The 213-nt window shown below is 44.1% G+C and carries 1 pseudogene; it reads right to left on the bottom strand.

The features are described from left to right. Positions 1-213 (bottom strand): annotated as a pseudogene (locus tag QVP35_RS11465) (hypothetical protein); the annotation flags it as partial.

Below are 213 nucleotides of genomic sequence, written 5' to 3'. Positions count from 1 at the left end.
AAGACTGGTCAGTGTTCCCTGCGTATAAAAACGGTACTCAGTCCACTTCGCAGTATCATGTTTTTTCTTATCTGCCTTGGCATTCCGCAGGAGTTCAGATACCTGAACAGCTGTTTCGTTAAATTTCAGCTTTTGATCTGTGATTATCAGGGACGCATCTGCAAGCCTTTCCAGATAGGAAGGATAATGTTTGACGTTAACCGCGTCGATCAG

The sequence above is a fragment of the Anaerostipes sp. CAG:276 genome, from assembly GCF_000432215.1.
In the GTDB taxonomy this organism is placed as follows: Bacteria; Bacillota; Clostridia; order Lachnospirales; family Lachnospiraceae; genus Anaerostipes; species Anaerostipes caccae.
This window is presented reverse-complemented; position numbering and strand designations above follow the sequence as displayed.